This is a genomic window from Ruegeria sp. O6 (assembly GCF_056535045.1).
Window position 1 is genome coordinate 89092 of record NZ_JBQERM010000003.1, and the last position, 13508, is coordinate 102599.

Consider the following 13508-nt stretch of genomic DNA (forward strand, 5'->3'; position numbering starts at 1 on the left):
GAAAGGGCTCTGATGTCTGTGAACGTCCTGTTTTCCGCGCGCCCTGCCCTTTGGCCGGTGTATCAGCCGCTGCTGACACAATATCTTGATGAGGCGGGACTGGACGTCCAGCTAGGAACCGAGTTCGAACCGGATCAGGTCGATTACGTTGTTTACGCCCCAAACGGAGGGGTACAGGATTTCAGACCTTTCACGCGCCTGAAAGCGGTGCTGAGCCTTTGGGCCGGTGTCGAAAAAATCGTGGGTAACGAAACACTGACCGTTCCATTGGCGCGGATGGTGGATCACGGCCTGACGCAAGGCATGATCGAGTGGGTGGTTGGCCACGTTCTGCGCTACCATCTGGGTATGGACCGGCACATCACGGTACAGGACGGTGTCTGGACCCCAGATATCCCACCGCTGGCCCAAGAGCGCAACGTTTGTATTCTGGGGCTTGGAGCATTGGGCGAAGCCGTGGCCCGCGCGCTGACCGCGCTTGAGTTTCGGGTCTTAGGCTGGAGCCGTACAGCCAAGAACATCCCCGGCGTAACCTGCCTGCATGGTGCCGAAGGGCTGCGCCAGGCGCTTTCTCATGCCGAAATCGTAGTCTTGTTGCTGCCTGACACACCTGCCACTGAAAACGCGCTGAATGCGGAAACGCTGGCCCTGCTTCCCAAAGGTGCGCGTATCATCAACCCGGGACGCGGGCCGCTGATTGATGATGATGCGCTATTGGATGCCCTGAACTCGGGCCAGGTGGGCCACGCAACGCTGGATGTGTTCCGTGTCGAGCCCTTGCCCACCGATCACCCCTATTGGGCGCATCCGAATGTCACCGTGACCCCGCATATCGCGTCCGAGACCCGCCCGATCACTGCCGCACAGGTCATTTGCGAAAACATCCGGCGCGGGGAATCCGGCGAGCCCTTTGTGCACCTTGTCGACCGCACGCTGGGCTACTGAAGTCACGCCGCAATCAGACCGCGGCCTTTCAACAGGGCATCCACGCCCGGCAATCGCCCCCGGAACGCCAGATACAAATCCTCTGCCTCGCGCGAACCGCCGGTGGACAAGATATTGTCTTCCAGCGCTTTGGCCCGTTCAGGATCAAAGGCACCACCTGCTTCTTCGAAGGCCGCAAAGGCGTCAGCATCCATCACCTCGGACCACATATAGCTGTAGTAGCCCGAGCTATAGCCATCGCCTGCGAAAACATGCGCAAAGTGGGGCGTGGCATGGCGCATTCCAATGGCTTTCGGCATCCCCAACCCGGCAAGAAGTTCGTCCTGTTTTGCCATCGGGTCTGCCGGGGCGTCGCCATCGTGGAAGGCCAGATCAACAAGGGCCGAGGCGACATATTCCACCGTCTGGAACCCCTGGTCGAAATTGGCGGCATTCAGCACTTTTTCAAGCATCTCCTTCGGCATCGGTTCGCCCGTTTCGGCATGGGTGGCGAACTCGGCCAGAACTTCGGGCACTTCCAGCCAGTGTTCATAAAGCTGGCTGGGCAGTTCGACAAAATCGCGCGCAACAGAGGTGCCCGAGATGCTTTCATAGGTCACATTGGACAGCATCTGGTGCAATGCATGGCCAAATTCGTGGAACAGGGTGCGTGCATCGTCATAAGACAGCAGCGCCGGATCACCCTTGGCGAAGTTGCAGACATTGATGACAATCGGTGCCTGTTCTTTCGGGAATCTGGCCTGTGCCCGCATCGCGCTGCACCAGGCACCTGACCGCTTGGACCCTCGTGCAAAGTAGTCACCGATGAACACGGCGACATGCCGACCGTTGCGCGTAACTTCCCACGCGCGGCAATCCGGGTGATAAAGCGGCACGTTCAAAGGCTTGAATTCCAGCCCGAACAGGCGGTTTGCACAAGCAAACGATGCCTCGATCATCCGGTCCAGTTGCAGGTAGGGTTTCAGTTCCGCCTCATCCAGATCATGTTCCGCCTTGCGCCGCTTTTCAGCGTAATAGCGCCAGTCCCATGCTTCCAGCGGGCCGTTGACACCGTCTTCCTGCATCATCTGGGTCAGGATTTCCGCGTCCGCATCGGCGCGGGCCTTGGCAGGTTCCCACACCTGCATCAATAACTCACGTACCCGGTCCGGCGTGCGCGCCATTTCAGTTTCCAGCTTGTAACCGGCGAAGTTGTCATAGCCCAACAGCTTGGCGCGTTCCTCACGCAAGCCCAGAATCTCAGCCGCGATGTCGCGATTGTCTGTCTCGCCACCATTCGCCCCGCGGGCAGCCCAGGTGCGATATGCTTTTTCGCGCAGGTCCCGACGAGGTGAAAACTGAAGAAACGGCACGATCAGCGACCGGGACAGGGTAACAACCGGCCCCAAGGCGCCCTTTTCCGCACCAGCAGCCCGTGCCGCATTCACAACGAAATCCGGCAGGCCCTGCAGATCTTGTTCGGTCAGATCCATGAACCAATCCCGCTCATCCGCCAGCAGGTTCTGGGTAAAGGATGTCCCCAATGAGGCTAGGCGCGACTTGATTTCTTGCATACGAGCGTCTTCGTCCCCGTCCAACGCCGCGCCTGCACGAACAAATCCTCGATGGGTCAGCATCAGAACGCGTACCTGTTCCTCGGTCAGGTTCAGGTTTTCGCGCCGCGCCCAAAGGTCGGCAACGCGTTCAAACAGCGCCTTGTTCGAGGAAATTCCCGAGAAATGGGCCGACAACTTGGGGGAAAACGCGCGCTGCAACTCTTCCCGCTTGGGGTTGCTGTCTGCGCCTGCAACGGTGAAGAAGACCGACAGAACCTTGTCCAGCTGCTCGCCCGCAGCCTCAAGGGCTTCGACCGTGTTGGCGAATGTGGGGGTATCCGGATTTGCCGCTATCGCGTCAATCTCGGCGTTATGCGCGGTCATCGCCTGATCCAGAGCCGGGGCAAAATCTTCATCCGAAATATCGGCGAAAGGGGCTATTTCGAATGGGGTGGTCCAGTTGGACAGGATCGGGTTGGTCATGCGGATCTCCTTTGATCCTATAGCTAGTTCGCCATGGCCGGGTGTTCCAGAACCCCCAGCCCACATTAAGAAAGGTTAATTGCTTGCGGCACCACAAATGGGGCAATCGGCACGGCGGGTCAGAGTGATCTTGCGACTTTCACCGTACAGGGCGTCGTAGATCAGCATCTCGCCCCGCAGCGCCATGCCAGCGCCCGTTATCACCTTGATCGCCTCGACCGCCATCATCGATCCGACGACGCCCGGCAATGGGCCAATCACACCAGCCTCGGAACAGGACGGGGCCAGACCGGGGGCCGGGGCTTCGGGAAAGATACACTGATAGCACGGGCTGCCATTGGCTGGGTCAAACACGCTGAGCTGCCCTTCCCACTGCGACAAGGCCCCCGAGATCAGTGGCTTGCCCAACGCGACAGCAGTCCGGTTGGCCAGATAGCGGGTCTCAAAATTATCCGTACCGTCAAGGATCAGATCGAAGTCCGCAAAAAGATCTGCTGCGATTTCATCGCTCAATCTGCGATGAAAGGGCAGAACCTCCACATTCGGGTTCTGCGCCTCCATCGCTTGCTGGGCGGAAAAGACCTTGGGCATATCGATATCTGCATCGCGGTGGATCACCTGCCGCTGCAGGTTCGCATTCTCGACTATGTCGTCGTCAATGACCCCGATTGTACCCACACCTGCGGCCGCCAGATATTGCAGCGCCGGGGCGCCTAAACCTCCCGCGCCGATCACCAGAACACGGGCCTGTTTCAACTTTTTCTGACCCGGCCCGCCCAATTCGCGCAGCACAATGTGACGGGCATACCGGTTCAGTTCGGTTTCGGTGAAACGGTCAGAGGGCAGGGTAGATTCCGGCTTGGAGGCTTGTACTGCACGGTTGCGCAGGGCCTTCAGCACACGGCCATATAGCAAAACGATGGCAGCGAATCCCGCAAGGATCAGCCACAGTGCCGCGGACCCACCGGTTGCTTCGCGCAGGGGATGCCCATCCGGAAAGATCAGATGAGACAGGATCACCCCGACCAACAACACACTCACCGACACCACACGCGCGGTTTTTGACGCGCCCGCGATATAGCCGACGCCCCATAGCCCAGCTGCCAGAACAAGAACCAGCAGCATCAGCCGCGCCCGGTCGAGCCGAAACCACCAGCCCCGCGATCTGTTTCACCCAATGCCTCAGCCAGTTCGAATGCCGCCTGCACGACAGGGGCAACTACCAGCTGCGCGATACGATCGCCATGGACAATCTCGAACGGTTCCTGACCGGCATTCATCACGATTACCCCCAGAGGTCCGCGATAGTCACTGTCGATAGTGCCCGGCGTATTGGGCAGCGTGATCCCGTGTTTCAGTGCAAGGCCCGAGCGGGGACGGACCTGAACCTCGTATCCTTGCGGGATTTCAATGCGCAGACCGGTCGGCACAAGCGCCCGCTGTCCGGGCTCCAGCATGATCGAAACCCCCTCGGGCAAGTTGGCACGCACGTCCGCGCCAGCAGCACCCGCAGTTTCGTAGGACGGAAGCGCCACGGCGGGGTCTGCCCCGTCTTCGCGGATCACTCGAATTGCAACCATGGTTTTGCCTTTCCTTCAGCCCGCCAACGCGTCCGCGATCCTGCTTGCCAACCGCCGCGCAACCTCGGCCTTGCCCATACGCGGCCATTCCTCGGCTCCGCTGTCCGAAATCAGGATAACCGCATTCTCGGACCCGCCCATGATCCCGGTGGCAGAGCTGACATCGTTGGCAACAATCCAGTCACAGCCTTTGCGCAGCCGCTTGGCGGTAGCATGTTCGATCACGTCATCGGTCTCGGCCGCAAAGCCGACAACCAAAGGTGGGCGCCCATTTTCCATCCGCGAGACACGTGTGAGAATGTCGGGGTTCTCGGCAAACTCCAGAACCGGCAAACCGTCCCGGCTTTTCTTCAGCTTCTTGTCCGACGCACTGGCCACGCGCCAATCTGCCACCGCCGCCGCAAACACGCCCGCATCGACGGGCAGCGCCGCATCAACCGCGTCCGACATCTGTTGCGCGGTCTCGACCGGCACGACCTGCACACCCGACGGTGGCGGTACGTCCGCGGGGCCCGTGACAAAGATCACCTCGGCCCCTAATTCCGCAAGTGCCTGTGCCACGGCCGAGCCCTGCGCCCCGGAAGAGCGGTTCGCGATATACCGGACCGGATCAATCGGCTCATGCGTCGGACCCGAAGTTACCAGCACGCGCTTACCCACCAAAGGTCCTGCCGCAAATTGCGCCTCAACCGCCGCGACGATTTCCAGCGGTTCCGACATGCGCCCAGGGCCATATTCACCGCAGGCCATATCACCTTCGTTTGGGCCAACAAAGCACACGCCATCCGCTTGAAGCTGCTTCAGGTTGCGTCGCGTCGCCGGGTGTTCCCACATGCGTACATTCATCGCGGGTGCACACAGGACGGGCGTGTCCGTTGCCATCAGAAGGGTCGATGCCAGATCATTTGCCAACCCCCCCGCCATCTTGCCCATCAGGTCCGCTGTTGCGGGGGCCACGACGATCAGATCGGCAGAGCGTGACAGCTGGATATGACCCATCTCGGCCTCGGCGGTCAGATCGAACAGGTCACCATAGACCTTTTCTGAGGCAAGGGCAGACACGGACAGAGGTGTTACAAATTCCTCTGCCGCACGCGTCAGCACAGGCGTTACGGCCGCGCCACGTTCACGCAGCCTGCGGATCAGGTCCAGCGATTTGTAGGCCGCGATGCCGCCGCCGATGATCAGCAGAATGCGTTTGGATGACAGCATGTTCAGCCCTTCCTGTTCCGGTCGGCCCCGACATTAGGCAAGCCCAGCAGGTTGTTCCAGCGATTAATTCTGAACCTGAAACGCCGCACAGGGGTCTTCACGCTCGACTGTGGGGCTGTCGATTACGATATCAAAGTCACCGTCGATAATGTCGTCTTCGGACTGTCCGACCGAGACCACCTTCCATCCGGGTTGAAGGCGTTCAAGAAATGTCGGGATACCTCGGTCTTTGCGCGCATGTCCGTTCCCAGTGATCACGGCAACCGGGCCGCCGGTTTCTTCCATCGCGCGTATCACCGCGCGCGCAAGAACCGCATCGCGCAAACGCTGGATCGCGACCATCTGGGGTAACATTTCGGGTGGGAGAGCATCGCAATGCGCGGCCATTTGATCCGTCTCACGCGCCTCCTGCTCCTCGGGCGTCAGCGGTACAGTCAAACCGTAGCGCGCCGCGTCTGCACCCAGCGCCGTGGCGGCCCCGCGTTCCATCGCAGCCCGCGCGGCAGCACGCGGCACCATGGCCCCGTAAACCGGCGCACCGGAGGCCTTGAACACCGGATAATACAGCCTAAGTGGTGGCCAGCCGCTTTCTGCCCATTGCAGAATACGGCTCAACTCTTCCGGGTTGGAGACGGCTTTTTGCGCCAGCCGTTGCGCGCCTTCTTCGGTGACCATCTCCCAGACAACGGCCGAGGGTGAGATTTCCACTATCGCTTCGGCTTGAATGAGGTGGTGGCGGGGATTGTCGTGAACCTCTCCCAGAATTACCACATCTGCATCCCGCATCGCGAGAGCCGCATCATCGGAAATAAGATCTTCCGCCAGTCCGGGTCGCGCCGCTGTAACCGTAAGGCCCAGAACACACGCAAGAATCGCAAGCTGTTTCATGCGATGAAGTGTTGCACCTCGTTCGACTGGGCTTCAAGGTTCTTGCGCATTTTTGCGAACGCTGCGGCCTCAAGCTGTCGCACCCGCTCCTTGGACAGTCCCAACTCGACGCCGAGACTCTCCAGTGTCCGCGCAGGCTCGCGCAGTTTGCGTTCGCGCACAATGAACCGCTCGCGGTCATTCAGTGCGTTCATCGCGATCAGCAACCACTGGCGCAACTGTTCGGTGTCGTGGGTGTGTTCAACTGCTTCGGCGGCCTGTTCGCGTTCATCTTCCAGCGCATCGATCCATTCACGCCCGTCTTCGTCGGCGGATTGCACCGCGTTCAGGGAAAAATCCGACCCTGACAGCCGACCTTCCATCAGTTCAACGTCGCGCAGAGGAACCCCGATTTCCGTGGCGATCATCTGATGCAGCTGGTGGCGATCCAGTTCAAGACCTTCGGTTGCGGCCTCGCGTTCCAGCCGGGCCTGAACCCGACGCATGTTAAAAAACAGCGATTTCTGCGCCGAGGTGGACCCCGTTCGCACCATGGACCAGTTCCGCATCACATAATCCTGAATGCTCGCCTTGATCCACCACACCGCATAAGTCGAAAACCGCACCCCACGATCAGGGTCGAACTTGTCTGCGGCCTTCATCAAACCCAGACCGGCCTCCTGGATAAGGTCATTCATCGGCGCGCCATAGCGTTTGAACTTGGCCGCCATCGAAATTGCCAGCCGCATATACGCTGTGATCAGGCGGTGCAGCGCCTGTTCATCACGCTGGTCACGCCAGGCATAGGCCAGCCTCAGTTCCGTTTCCGCATCCAGCAACTCGGCCTTCATCGCTTGCCGGGACATCGAAAAATCTGTCGCGTTGTCCAGTGCCATAAACCTCTCCCCCTGATTTGCAGGCGTTGGCCGGGCTTGCCATGCCGACCTATGACCGATACGCAAAACAGCACCAATTGGATCATCTTTAGGTAAGTACTGTGGCGTCAGATTTAACCTTAATTCTGGGCGGAGCTGCTTCGGGCAAGTCGGCATTTGCCGAGAACCTCGTTGTTTCCACAGGGAAAAATCGAGTTTACCTAGCGACATCACAAGTGTTTGATGACGAGATGCGGCAGAAGGTTGATCGCCATTTGGTACAGCGGGGCGGCGGTTGGACCACGATTGAAGAGCCCCTTGACCTGAGGCCGGTGCTGTCCAGCCTGTCCTCGGATCAGGTGTGTCTGGTCGATTGCGCCACCATGTGGCTCAGCAATCACTTGCTGGCCGAAACCGATCTGGGCGCAGTCCAAACTGACCTGCTAAAGGCCCTGCGTGCATGCCCCGCGCAGATTGTGATCGTGTCGAACGAAGTCGGGCACGGTATTGTTCCGGATAACGCGCTTGCCCGCCGCTTTCGCGAAGCGCAGGGCCGGCTGAACATTGCACTTGCGGCGCAGGCTAAACTGGTGATCCAGGTGACCGCGGGGTTGCCGTTGGTCCTGAAAGGGCAGCTGCCGTGACGCGACTGCATCTTGTTCGCCACGGGCCCACGCATGCAAAGACGATGGTTGGCTGGTCCGATCTGCCTGCTGATCTAAGCGATACAGCAGCACTGAAGCGCCTGCACGACCATTTGCCATCCGATGCACTTGTGATTTCGTCCGACCTGTCGCGTGCAATTGACACTGCTTCTGCCATTCAAGGCCAGCGTCGCCGTCTGCCACATCACCCGGACCTGCGGGAAATCCATTTCGGTCGGTGGGAGCTTCGCGGGTTTGCCGAGATTGAAGCCGAAGACCCCGAGCTGGCTTTTGCCTATTGGGACAACCCCGGTGATGTCCGCCCACCGCAAGGTGAAAGCTGGAATGAGGTCCGCGACCGGGTCGATTCCGCGATCGACGCGCTTATGTCCGCGCATACGGGCCGCAATCTGGTGATCGTCGCGCATTTCGGCGTGATCCTGACACAAGTGCAGCGCGCCCTTGGTCTGGACGGGCAGCAGACCTTTGCGCATCGGATCGACAACCTTTCGGTGACGGATATCGCTGTCAACGGCGGGGCGTGGACTGTCGGGTCGATCAATCACCTTCCGTGAACAGGTCCAACACAAATCACTGATTTACCGGTCCGCAAAGCTGAGGCATCGTCCGCGCATGACTTATGACCTTTATATCGGCGATCGCCTCTTCTCCAGCTGGTCAATGCGCGGCTGGTTGATGCTTGAGAAATTCAACCTGCCCTATCGCAGCCACATGATCGGCCTCTATTCCGGCACTATGGCGCAAGACATGGAACCGCTGGCCCCTGCTCGCCTTGTTCCCGCCTTGCGCCTGCCGGATGGAACGGTTGTGGGGGAAAGCCTGGCAATGGCCGAAACCCTGGCCGAACGCCACCCCGATGCCGGGTTATGGCCTTCGGATGCCGCTGCCCGGGCAACCGCCCGCTGGCTATGCGCCGAAATGGTAGCCGGATTCAGCGCCCTGCGTGGAGAATGCGCCATGCAGCTGCGCAACGTGTGGCAAGGCTTTACGCCGTCTGGGGCGACTTTGTCAGACCTTGAGCGGGTTGAAACACTCTGGGCACATGCGCGGAGCGTGTCAGGGGCAGACCAAGGACCGTTATTTGGTGCCTATTCACTGGCAGACGTCTTCTACACACCCGTTGCTGCGCGGATTATAGGATATGGGCTGCCGGTGTCAGAGGCGAACCGGGCTTATTGCATGGAACTGCTCTCTGATCCCATCGTCAGACAGTGGCGCGCCATGGGATTGACCGTAGAGTATGACACCTTCCCATACGCGCAGGACTTGCCGTCCGGCCCTTGGCCAGTCGGGGGTGTTTCTGCTGCGAAGCCGGTTTCAGGTGGTCCGTCAATCAACGCCGCCTGCCCGTATTCCGGCAAGCCTGTCACCGATTTCCTGGAGCTTGACGGGCAATGCTGGGGGTTCTGCAACCCATTCTGCCGGAACAAAACTGTGGCCGACCCCGGAGCATGGCCCAAATTCGCGGCCATGCGCGCAGCCGTTAACGACTCTTAAACCAGAACCGTGGCAGCAACGTCCTGTTAACCAAAACAGGACTGCCATGGTCGCCCGCGCCCACACCGTTGCTTTTCAAGGCGTTGATGCCCGCCCGGTCGAGGTGCAATGCGCAGTCTCACCCGGACTGCCAGCCTTTTCCATCGTGGGCCTGCCCGACAAAGCCGTGTCCGAGGCGCGTGACCGCGTCCGCAGCGCGCTGAACGCGATGGCCATTGCGCTGCCGTCCAAGCGGATCACCATCAACCTGTCCCCCGCCGACCTTCCTAAAGAAGGCAGCCATTTCGACCTGCCCATTGCGGTGGCGCTTTTGTCCGCGCTCGACATCATCCCTGCCGATGCCGCAGAAAGCACCGTTGCATTGGGGGAGTTGTCGCTCGACGGTTCTCTGGTTCCGGTTGTCGGTGCCTTGCCTGCCGCCATGACGGCAGCTTCAGAAGACCGCGCCTTGCTTTGTCCGCGCGCCTCCAGCGCCGAGGCGGCCTGGGTAGATGCCACTCAAGTGATCGGCGCCGGATCACTTGGAGAGGTCGTGCGCCATTTCTCGGGCCAATCCCCGTTGCCAGCAGCACAACCCGGCGAAGTGAACCTGACACCGTCCAACCGCGACCTGCGCGATGTGAAAGGGCAGGAGCGTGCCAAACGTGCCTTGGAAATCGCCGCGGCCGGACGTCACCACTTGATCATGATCGGCACGCCGGGATCGGGCAAATCCATGCTGGCGGCGCGGCTTCCCGGAATTTTGCCGCCGCTTACTGCCGTGGAAGCCCTGGAGACGTCGATGATCCAATCGCTATGTGGGTTACTGGATGAAGGCGGAATAAACCGCACTCGCCCGTTCCGCGAACCGCACCACACGGCCTCGATGGCGGCCATAGTTGGTGGTGGGAAAGGGGCCAAACCGGGCGAAATCTCATTGGCTCATAATGGTGTGCTGTTCATGGATGAATTCCCCGAATTTCCACGCACCGTTCTGGAAACCCTGCGGCAACCCATTGAAACCGGCGAAGTCATGGTGGCGCGCGCGAACGCCCATGTGAAATACCCCTGTCGTTTCATGCTGGTCGCCGCCGCCAACCCTTGCAAATGCGGTTATCTGACAGATCCATCGCGCGCCTGTTCGCGAGCACCGGGATGTGGTGAAGATTACCTGCATCGAATCTCGGGCCCGTTAATGGACAGGTTCGATCTGCGGATCGAAGTTCCGCCTGTGGGCTTCACCGACCTTGATCTGCCCCCATCCGGCGACAGCTCGGCGACAGTTGCAGCACGTGTCGAAAGGGCGCGTGCCATTCAGGCAGACCGGTTTTGTGACACGCCGGAGTTACGACAAAACGCTGATGCAGAAGGCAAAATACTGGAAGAGATCGCCACGCCCGATGCCGAAGGAAAAGAGCTGCTGTTGAAAGCCGCAGATCGTTTCGGCCTGTCAGCCCGGGCCTTTCATAGAATCCTGAGGGTGGCGCGCACCATCGCCGATCTGGACGGCGCGACCGATATCCGCCGACCACACGTGGCTGAAGCGCTGAGTTTTCGCATCTCTGCCCGGGTGATGGCTTAAAGCCTGGCCTCGATGGCCTGCCATATCTTTTCGGCAATATTTACGCCGTCAAACCGTTCCAGTTCCTGAATGCCGGTCGGTGAAGTCACGTTAATCTCGGTCAGATAGTCGCCAATAACGTCAATTCCTACAAAGACCTGACCCTTTTCCTTCAGCAGAGGCCCAATCGCCGCGCAGATCTCAAGATCGCGTTCGGACAAGCCGATCTTTTCCGGACGTCCGCCAACATGCATGTTCGACCGCGTTTCGCCTTCGGCGGGTACCCGGTTGATTGCGCCGACCGCTTCGCCATCCACCAGAATCACCCGTTTGTCGCCATTGCTGACATCCGGCAGGAATTTCTGCACGATCAAAGGTTCGCGCGAGAATCCGGTGAACAGCTCATGCAAGGAAGTCAGGTTGCGGTCATTGGCGTCAAGCCGGAACACACCCGCGCCGCCATTCCCGTAAAGCGGCTTGAGGATGATATCGCCGTGCTTTTCCTTGAACGCCTTGATCGTCTGCAAATCACGCGCAATCGTTGTTGGCGGGGTCAGGTCGGGGAAATCCAGCACCAGCAGCTTTTCCGGGTAGTTGCGCACCCAGAACGGATCGTTGACGACCAGCGTCTGACCCTTGAGACGATCCAGCAAATGCGTGGACGTGATGTAATGCATGTCAAATGGCGGGTCCTGACGCAGCCAGACGACATCGAAATCGGCAAGATCCACCTCACGTTCGGGACCCAGAACCGCAGGATCTCCGGCAACCCTTTGCACGGTCATGTCGTGACCTCGCGCGGTGATGCGACCCTGTTGATAGGCCAAGTGATCCGGACCGTAGAAAAACAAAGAATGCCCGCGCGCCTGTGCCTCTTCCGCCAGACGGAATGAACTGTCGGCGTTGATATCCACGGCCCCGATCGGGTCCATTTGAAAGGCGATTTTCATGGCATGTCCCTCAGTTTCCCGCCAGATACATGGACCAGCACGCCTGTGGGTTCAATGGGGCTTAGCCAAAACCAAAGGCGTTTTCGATGATTTGAACCGCGCCAGAGCCATCCACAAGTGCCGCGTCAAAGCGCACGTTTGTCAGCTGCCCGTCCGGCTCGTTTTCCAAGAACTGCGCGGCAGAGGCGTAAATCCGTTCGATCTGCTTGCGGCTGATCCGGGCAGCGGCCTTTTCAAAGCTGGTGCTTTTTTTAACTTCGATGAACACAAGCCCGTCGCCGTCGCGTGCAATCAGGTCGATCTCTCCGCCAGCGCCCCGCCAGCGACGATGCGCTATGGCAAAGCCCCGACGCTCGTAATCTGCGGCGACCTGTGACTCTGCGGCCTTTCCGGCGTGGTAAGAGATCGAACCCTGTCGTTCACGCCGCCCCATGTCATCCCTTGCCCAATTTCAATGCTTTCTGATAAATCGGTCGGCGCGGCAGGTCGTACATTTCCGATACAAGATCCGCTGCATCCCGAACTGAGTGATTTTCCAAAGCCCGTTTCAAAGCTTCTTCTAGATCGGATTCGTTAACACTTTGCGAATGACCGCGGTCCACCAGCAGGACGATCTCGCCTTTGACCGTCTTGCCCCGATACTCCTCTGCCAGTTCGGACAGGCTGCTGCGACGGACCTCCTCAAACTTTTTTGTCAGCTCTCGACAAAGCGCAGCCTGCCGTTCAGGCCCCAAGCATTCAGCCAGGTCCGACAGACAGGCGGCAACGCGTTTCGGAGATTCGTAGAACACCAATGTGCCGGGGATGTCCTTCAACGCCTCGATACGGGTGCGGCGTGCTTTGGATGCGTTGGGAAGGAAGCCTGCAAAAAAGAAGGCGTCCGTGGGAAGCCCCGCCAACGTCAGGGCCGTTACAACGGCAGACGCGCCCGGGGCGCAGGTCACGGTATACCCGGCTTCGGCGGCCTGCTTGCCCAAATCATAGCCCGGATCGGCAATTAGCGGCATTCCTGCTTCGGACGCGTAGGCCACCGATTGCCCTTGCGCCAGCGCCTCCATGATCTTGCCGCGTGCGCCTGCGCCGCTGTGGTCGTGATAGGCTTGGATTCGTCGGCCTTCCAGCGGGATGCCATGTATTTCCATCAAGCGACGTAAACTGCGGGTGTCTTCTGCCGCAATCACATCGGCTGAGGCCAAAACATCCAAGGCCCTGAGCGTAATGTCGCGTGCTGTTCCAATCGGAGTGGCAACAAAATACAGGCCCGCAGCCAACTTGATCTTTTGGAAATTCAAAGCTGGACCCTCACAGCGTGACGTTTATTATCGCGGCTCAACAGAACAGAAGCATTCGCAGCCGCCG

General features: G+C 59.6%; 14 protein-coding genes. 5 read left to right on the forward strand and 9 right to left on the reverse strand.

The window, feature by feature from the left end; all coding sequences use genetic code 11:
• The first annotated feature begins 12 nt into the window (after positions 1–12).
• Positions 13–945: a 2-hydroxyacid dehydrogenase gene (locus ACR0DY_RS05720; RefSeq protein ID WP_480483233.1), complete on the forward strand. Its 933-nt coding sequence runs from the start codon at positions 13–15 to the stop codon at positions 943–945.
• A 2-nt stretch (positions 946–947) separates the two neighbouring features.
• On the opposite strand, the gene ACR0DY_RS05725 is transcribed toward ACR0DY_RS05720, so the two are convergent.
• The 6 genes from ACR0DY_RS05725 to ACR0DY_RS05750 form a co-directional block, all read right to left on the reverse strand.
• Positions 948–2963 (reverse strand): M3 family metallopeptidase, encoded by a 2016-nt coding sequence (locus tag ACR0DY_RS05725; protein ID WP_480897935.1) that lies wholly within the window; start codon positions 2961–2963, stop codon positions 948–950.
• Between the two features lie 75 nt (positions 2964–3038).
• Positions 3039–4088: a HesA/MoeB/ThiF family protein gene (locus tag ACR0DY_RS05730; RefSeq protein WP_480545926.1), complete on the reverse strand. Its 1050-nt coding sequence runs from the start codon at positions 4086–4088 to the stop codon at positions 3039–3041.
• Positions 4088–4543 (reverse strand): dUTP diphosphatase, encoded by a 456-nt coding sequence (gene dut / locus ACR0DY_RS05735; RefSeq protein ID WP_480545924.1) that lies wholly within the window; start codon positions 4541–4543, stop codon positions 4088–4090. Before dut ends, ACR0DY_RS05730 begins: the two co-directional genes overlap by 1 nt.
• Before the next feature lie 15 nt (positions 4544–4558).
• The gene (gene coaBC / locus ACR0DY_RS05740) at positions 4559–5755 is read right to left on the reverse strand and encodes a bifunctional phosphopantothenoylcysteine decarboxylase/phosphopantothenate--cysteine ligase CoaBC (protein WP_480897937.1); all 1197 of its coding nucleotides are present in this window, start codon (positions 5753–5755) and stop codon (positions 4559–4561) included.
• Positions 5756–5818: 63 nt separating this feature from the next.
• A complete protein-coding gene (locus ACR0DY_RS05745; RefSeq protein ID WP_480545920.1) occupies positions 5819–6643 on the reverse strand; it encodes a ChaN family lipoprotein in 825 nt (274 codons plus the stop codon).
• Positions 6640–7518 (reverse strand): RNA polymerase factor sigma-32, encoded by an 879-nt coding sequence (locus ACR0DY_RS05750; RefSeq protein ID WP_267365420.1) that lies wholly within the window; start codon positions 7516–7518, stop codon positions 6640–6642. The genes ACR0DY_RS05745 and ACR0DY_RS05750 overlap by 4 nt, the downstream gene beginning before the upstream one ends.
• A gap of 101 nt (positions 7519–7619) precedes the next feature.
• Between ACR0DY_RS05750 and cobU the strand changes: the two genes are divergently transcribed.
• Genes cobU through ACR0DY_RS05770 form a run of 4 tightly spaced genes read left to right on the forward strand, consistent with a single transcriptional unit; the run spans position 7620 to position 11220 of the window.
• A complete protein-coding gene (gene cobU / locus ACR0DY_RS05755; RefSeq protein WP_480545919.1) occupies positions 7620–8141 on the forward strand; it encodes a bifunctional adenosylcobinamide kinase/adenosylcobinamide-phosphate guanylyltransferase in 522 nt (173 codons plus the stop codon).
• Positions 8138–8716, forward strand: a complete 579-nt coding sequence (locus ACR0DY_RS05760) for a histidine phosphatase family protein (RefSeq protein ID WP_480545917.1) — start codon at positions 8138–8140, stop codon at positions 8714–8716. Before cobU ends, ACR0DY_RS05760 begins: the two co-directional genes overlap by 4 nt.
• Positions 8717–8774: 58 nt before the next feature.
• On the forward strand, positions 8775–9659 hold the full coding sequence (locus ACR0DY_RS05765) for a glutathione S-transferase (protein ID WP_480545915.1): 885 nt from the start codon (positions 8775–8777) through the stop codon (positions 9657–9659).
• A 46-nt stretch (positions 9660–9705) separates the two neighbouring features.
• A complete protein-coding gene (locus ACR0DY_RS05770; protein ID WP_480545914.1) occupies positions 9706–11220 on the forward strand; it encodes a YifB family Mg chelatase-like AAA ATPase in 1515 nt (504 codons plus the stop codon).
• Here ACR0DY_RS05770 and gshB read toward each other — a convergent pair.
• From gshB to rsmI, 3 genes are all read right to left on the reverse strand, one after another.
• Positions 11217–12149, reverse strand: coding sequence for a glutathione synthase (gene gshB / locus ACR0DY_RS05775; protein ID WP_480545912.1), 933 nt, complete (start codon positions 12147–12149; stop codon positions 11217–11219). The genes ACR0DY_RS05770 and gshB overlap by 4 nt on opposite strands.
• 61 nt (positions 12150–12210) lie before the next feature.
• Positions 12211–12582 (reverse strand): YraN family protein, encoded by a 372-nt coding sequence (locus tag ACR0DY_RS05780; RefSeq protein ID WP_480538967.1) that lies wholly within the window; start codon positions 12580–12582, stop codon positions 12211–12213.
• Between the two features lies 1 nt (position 12583).
• Positions 12584–13441 (reverse strand): 16S rRNA (cytidine(1402)-2'-O)-methyltransferase, encoded by an 858-nt coding sequence (gene rsmI, locus ACR0DY_RS05785; RefSeq protein ID WP_480538969.1) that lies wholly within the window; start codon positions 13439–13441, stop codon positions 12584–12586.
• Positions 13442–13508: the final 67 nt, after the last annotated feature.

Bases quoted from the DNA above. Each gene is read 5' to 3' on its own strand.
- ACR0DY_RS05770 (WP_480545914.1), top strand. From the start codon at position 9,706: ATGGTCGCCCGCGCCCACACCGTTGCTTTTCAAGGCGTTGATGCCCGC.
- ACR0DY_RS05750 (WP_267365420.1), bottom strand. From the start codon at position 7,518: ATGGCACTGGACAACGCGACAGATTTTTCGATGTCCCGGCAAGCGATG.
- ACR0DY_RS05725 (WP_480897935.1), bottom strand. From the start codon at position 2,963: ATGACCAACCCGATCCTGTCCAACTGGACCACCCCATTCGAAATAGCC.
- ACR0DY_RS05745 (WP_480545920.1), bottom strand. From the start codon at position 6,643: ATGAAACAGCTTGCGATTCTTGCGTGTGTTCTGGGCCTTACGGTTACA.
- ACR0DY_RS05780 (WP_480538967.1), bottom strand. From the start codon at position 12,582: ATGGGGCGGCGTGAACGACAGGGTTCGATCTCTTACCACGCCGGAAAG.
- ACR0DY_RS05730 (WP_480545926.1), bottom strand. From the start codon at position 4,088: ATGCTGCTGGTTCTTGTTCTGGCAGCTGGGCTATGGGGCGTCGGCTAT.
- ACR0DY_RS05720 (WP_480483233.1), top strand. From the start codon at position 13: ATGTCTGTGAACGTCCTGTTTTCCGCGCGCCCTGCCCTTTGGCCGGTG.
- dut (WP_480545924.1), bottom strand. From the start codon at position 4,543: ATGGTTGCAATTCGAGTGATCCGCGAAGACGGGGCAGACCCCGCCGTG.
- ACR0DY_RS05765 (WP_480545915.1), top strand. From the start codon at position 8,775: ATGACTTATGACCTTTATATCGGCGATCGCCTCTTCTCCAGCTGGTCA.
- coaBC (WP_480897937.1), bottom strand. From the start codon at position 5,755: ATGCTGTCATCCAAACGCATTCTGCTGATCATCGGCGGCGGCATCGCG.
- gshB (WP_480545912.1), bottom strand. From the start codon at position 12,149: ATGAAAATCGCCTTTCAAATGGACCCGATCGGGGCCGTGGATATCAAC.